The 5,250-nt window shown below is 43.5% G+C and carries 4 protein-coding genes; 1 reads left to right on the forward strand and 3 read right to left on the reverse strand.

Annotation, left to right across the window (positions count from 1 at the left end):
* Positions 1 to 483 precede the first annotated feature (483 nt).
* Positions 484 to 2,451, reverse strand: a complete 1,968-nt coding sequence (gene acs, locus ACTIE0_RS22475) for an acetate--CoA ligase (protein WP_006669802.1) — start codon at positions 2,449 to 2,451, stop codon at positions 484 to 486.
* A gap of 158 nt (positions 2,452 to 2,609) precedes the next feature.
* On the opposite strand from acs, the gene ACTIE0_RS22480 reads away from it, so the two are divergent.
* Positions 2,610 to 3,089 carry a GNAT family N-acetyltransferase gene (locus tag ACTIE0_RS22480; protein ID WP_006669803.1) on the forward strand — a complete coding sequence of 160 codons (480 nt, stop codon included), beginning with the start codon at positions 2,610 to 2,612 and terminating at the stop codon, positions 3,087 to 3,089.
* Positions 3,090 to 3,311: 222 nt separating this feature from the next.
* Here ACTIE0_RS22480 and ACTIE0_RS22485 read toward each other — a convergent pair whose 3' ends face one another.
* Both ACTIE0_RS22485 and ACTIE0_RS22490 read right to left on the reverse strand, forming a co-directional pair.
* Positions 3,312 to 4,319: a GAF domain-containing sensor histidine kinase gene (locus ACTIE0_RS22485; protein WP_006623870.1), complete on the reverse strand. Its 1,008-nt coding sequence runs from the start codon at positions 4,317 to 4,319 to the stop codon at positions 3,312 to 3,314.
* Complete coding sequence (locus ACTIE0_RS22490; RefSeq protein WP_006623869.1) at positions 4,304 to 5,080, reverse strand: hypothetical protein; 777 nt, start codon at positions 5,078 to 5,080, stop codon at positions 4,304 to 4,306. Before ACTIE0_RS22490 ends, ACTIE0_RS22485 begins: the two co-directional genes overlap by 16 nt.
* Positions 5,081 to 5,250: the final 170 nt, after the last annotated feature.

A 5,250-nucleotide genomic window follows, 5' to 3' on the forward strand; every position in this document is an offset into this window, starting at 1 on the left:
AATTTGGCATGGTCTGGGGTTTGACCGTATACTCATTATTGAGTTGCGAATCTTTGGGGGTATTGTACCTTATTGTCCTAAGATATAAAGCAAATCTTGGATTAAATTCTGGCTCTCCCCAGATGACCTGAAATGTTGACGAAAAAATCAAATATTAAGAAATGTTAAAAATTTCGCTTTTTGGGGGTAGGGGCTTGACTTTTGGGGTGCTTGACAGTTTACTCGTATAATAATGGGAATATTTGCAATTTTTAAAAATTAGATTATATTTCCATTATCTAACTTGATACTAATATCGTAGCAAAATTTCGGCTCCCTGTCAACCCCTGCGGCGGGGCGGATTTTGATGTTGACGAAAAAATCAAAAATGCGATCGGGTGCGTCAGAGCAATTAATTAATGATTTCCCGATGGGGGAAACTGACGCACCAAAGTTGTGGCTAAGAAAATCCGGGTTCAATTAAGGAGGGAGGGAATTGCTCAACTAAGCGCCACCGCGCAACTTTTCGAGAACGGTGCGATCTTGGAGAGTGGAAGTATCCCCAGAAATCTCCTGGCCGGAAGCAAGCGATCGCAATAAACGTCGCATAATTTTACCGGAACGAGTCTTAGGCAAATCATCAGAAAAGCGAATTTCTCCGGGACGAGCCAAAGCGCCAATTTCATTAACAACGTGCTGCTTCAACTCTTTTTCCAAGGCTTCATCAGGTTGGCGATCGCCTTCGAGAGTAACAAAAGCCACAATTTCTTCACCCTTAACCTCATCAGGACGGCCAACCACAGCCGCCTCAGCGACAGCGGGATGAGAAACCAAAGCGGACTCAACCTCCATAGTCCCCAAGCGATGACCGGAAACATTAATCACATCATCAACGCGGCCCATCACCCAGAAATAGCCATCCTCATCTTTATGAGCGCCATCACCAGCGAAGTAGACATAATCGCCATTTTTAGGTCGTAAATACTCCCAATAAGTACGACGGAAGCGATCGGGGTCGCCATAAACAGTCCGCATCATACCCGGCCAGGGGTGACGCACCACCAAATACCCCCCAGAATTATTAGTAACAGGTTCGCCTTCGGTATCAACCACATCAGCAATAATTCCAGGGAAAGGCAAAGTAGCGGAACCCGGCTTAGTAGGAGTCGCACCGGGAAGAGGAGTAATCATAAAACCCCCGGTTTCGGTTTGCCACCAAGTATCAACAATGGGACATTTTCCGTGACCAATGACGCGGTTATACCAAATCCAGGCTTCTGGGTTAATGGGTTCTCCGACGGTCCCCAAAATCCGCAAGGAAGACAAATCACGAGCATTAGGGTGTCTTTCACCCATTTTCATCAAAGCTCGAATAGCAGTAGGAGCAGTATAGAAAATAGTGACCCCATACTTTTCTACCACATCCCACAGACAACCGGGATTAGAAGCACGGGGAGCCCCTTCATACATCAAAGTTGTGGCCCCATTGGACAAAGGCCCATAGACAATATAACTATGGCCAGTAATCCAACCCACATCAGCGGTACACCAGTAAACATCAGTATCCTGTAAATCAAAAGCCCACTGATTAGTAATGTGACTGTAAAGATTATAGCCACCAGTAGTGTGTACAACTCCCTTGGGTTTACCAGTAGTCCCGCTAGTGTAAAGGATAAACAGCATATCCTCACTATCCATTTCTTCGGCGGGACATTGCCCGGAAGCATTTTGTTGCAAGTCATGCCACCAGTGGTCCCGTCCGGGTTCCATCTGGATTTTTTGCTGAGTGCGCTGTACGACCAAAACGTTATCAACACTAGGCGCACCAGCTTGTAAAGCCTTATCTACCTGTTCTTTTAGGGGTACGATCGCATCTTTGCGCCAACCACCATCAGCAGTAATCACCAATTTAGCTTGGGCATCTTCGAGGCGGTCTTTTAAAGCCTCGGCACTAAAACCGCCAAAAATGACGGTATGGGGTGCGCCAATTCTGGCACAAGCCAACATAGCGATCGCCGCCTCTGGTATCATGGGCATATAAATCCCAACGCGATCGCCTTTTTTGACTCCCAACTGTTTAATCACGTTAGCCATTTGGCAAACTTCCCGATGTAGTTGGGAATAAGTCAGGGTGCGAGAGTCTCCCGGTTCGCCTTCCCAAATTAAAGCGGCTTTATTTTTGCGCCAGGTAGTCAAATGGCGATCGAGGCAATTATAGGAAATATTAATTTTGCCCCCCACAAACCACTTAGCAAAAGGTGGCTGCCAGTCCAGCACCTGATCCCATTTTTTAAACCAGTGCAACTCATTTTCGGCTAATTCTGCCCAAAAGGCTTCCGGGTTAGCTTTGGCTTTCTCGTAGAGTTCCCGGTACTCTTCCATGCTCTTAATCCGGGCCTGTTTGGAGAAGTCCTCGGACGGATGAAATAACCGTTTCTCGTGTAAAATTGATTCGATTGTCGGTTGTGACATGGTGTTATGGTAACTTTAATTACAAAGTGAAGCCATTATAACCATTTTAGGCCTAGATTAAACTCTAAGAATCTTTACTTTTTTTGAGCAGACTGCTAACTAGCTAACTCCTCCCCATGTCGAACCGATTAAAATCAGTTGTCAACTTCTAAGTAACTATGCCTGCTCAACTAATTATCCGTCCTGCTACTGTTGATGATGTTCCGGTCATTTGGGCTTTAATTAAGGCTTTGGCTGAATATGAAAAACTCTCCCACCAAGTCACTGGAGATCTGGAAACCTTGAAACAGTATCTATTTGGCGATCGGCCAATGGCTGAGGTCATTATCGCTGAATGGGAGCAAAAAACCGTAGGCTTTGCTCTGTTTTTTCATAACTTTTCCACGTTCTTGACTCAACCCGGCATTCATTTAGAAGACCTATTTGTTATGCCTGAATATCGAGGTTTAGGCATTGGGAAAGCCTTGATCCAACAGGTCGCTCAAGTAGCCCTAGAACGTCGGTATGGGCGCTTAGAGTGGACTGTCCTCGACTGGAATCAATCGGCGATCGCATTTTACCAACATATAGGAGCCACAATACTACCTGAATGGCGCATTTGTCGAGTAGTGGACTATCAACGCTTACTGCAACAATAACAATGAGATTTGTAAATTTATTGTTAAGTTTTGTAACAAAAAAAATTTGCCGATGGGAAGCTGTGGGGGTTGCTTTTCCGGTCGGCTTGTGGTATCATTTTAGATAATGGGAATAGTCGCAATTTTATTTAACAAGGCAAGATTTTCATTATAAAATCATATATCAAAATAGTACCATGATATTTCGGAGGTTGTCAACCCCCTATCTTTTGGTAATTAATATCATGGTTCTTGATAGAGAGGAATAGTAAAAGTCACAGTTGATCCTAAGCCTTCCCCCAAACTGTAAAACTTAACCTTACCTCCCATAGCTTGAACCAGCTTTTGAGAAATAACTAAACCGAGTCCCGTCCCCCCATATTGCTTAGTGTAACCACTATCAACCTGAGAAAAAGCGTGGAATAATCTATCTTGCTTTTCAATGGGAACACCAATACCAGTATCCACAACTCTAAACTCCACAAATCCCGGAAATTTTTGATTTTGAATCATCACATTTTTCCGAATAATTCCTATGCTAATATTAATGCCGCCTTTGTGAGTAAATTTAATCGCATTTTCCAGGAAATTTAGAATCACTTGTAAGATGCGCTGATAGTTGCCATAAACAATAATTTGACTATTGACAGCTTCTGGTTGAATAGTAAATTTCAAATTTTTTTGTTCAACTTGAGGTCGAATAAAATGTTCGATTTCTCCGATAACTTCATCAACTTTGACCAAGGCGAGTTCAATATCCATTTTACCCGCTTCAATTTTGGCAATATCTAAAACATCATTAATTAAATTCAGGAGATGAATAGCTGCTTGATGTGCTTGTTCGATAAATTCCCGTTCTTCCTCTGGGTCATCAGCCATACCATCTAAGACTAACTGAAGGAAGCCGATCATACCGTTAAGGGGAGTTCGGAGTTCGTGGGAAGTATTGGCGAGGAACTCACTTTTGAGACGAGAAAGAGCGATCGCTTCTAGTCTAGCTTCTTCTAACTCCTGATAAAGGGTAGCATGGGCGATCGCGGTTCCCACATGAGTAGCCAACTCCCGGACAAAATCTATTTCCGCCGCCGTCCACTGGCGAGTGCGATCGCATTGATGAAGGAAAATCAAAGAATTAGGCTGATCTTGATAAGCAGTAGCAACAACCATCAACGAATAGCGTTGATAGGGGTCATTTTCAGGGGAACTGCGCTCAATGATAATCGGTTCTAAAGTGGCTAAGGCTTGAGCCAACCCAATTCCGACTCACTCGATAGATTTAAACCCAACATCATGGGGACATCTTGTTGGCGGTACTCAGCCACCACTTGGGTAGACTTATCAGAGGTGCTGCGATAGGGACAGATAATACAGCGACTGACACCAAGAACCTGACCCAAGCCGTTAACAGTTTGTTGCCAAATCTCTTTTAAATCCAGAGTGCGGCGAATTTTTTGAGTAATTTGGCTGATAATAGTTTGATAAATTTGAGAAGTGGGGGGAACGCTGCGGCAAAGGGTTCCGGCAATTTGAACCAGCATTTTTTGCTGGATATCAAAATTAGATGGTAAGGCGCGGTAGGCAATCAGTTCTTGATTAGGGTTAAGATTCAGTTGAGAATTTTCCAGTAGTCGCCCCATCACCAGAACATGGGTAGCAGTGCCGTTAGATTTTAATATGGGACTGACAATCAGTTCTAGGGGAAAATAGTATTCTTCATAACAAAATGGATAACTGAAGCGCTCTGGTATTAAGCTGGTGATCATCCGGTGGATTCTTTCTTGATAGGGTCCGAGTACCAGAGGCTTAAATGTATCTGCCATATTAGTTCCCGTGATTTTGTCCACAGGAAGGGGATGGCGATCGCATTGTCGCCAAGAAAATAGTAGATACTCCCCCGATTGATTCTGAATAAAAACTAGATCGGCATCCAAACCGGGTAAAAGGTTCCCAAAGCCTGATAATGGTAGCTGAGAACTGTTATCAGATACATTTAACCCGGAAAAATCTTGCATTAGCCGGAAGTTTCTGAGTATTGCAAAATCTGGAATAATTTAATTATCCCAGATGTGGATCTATCTTTCTATCTGCTAGAAACAGAATCTTGAAAGAGCATGATTTAATCACAAATTCGGTTAATATTTTAGGGCAATACGGTATAATAAGCGAGAAGGGTTGAGGATAA

This window comes from Limnospira sp., from assembly GCF_051859755.1.
In the GTDB taxonomy this organism is placed as follows: domain Bacteria; phylum Cyanobacteriota; class Cyanobacteriia; order Cyanobacteriales; family Microcoleaceae; genus Limnospira; species Limnospira fusiformis.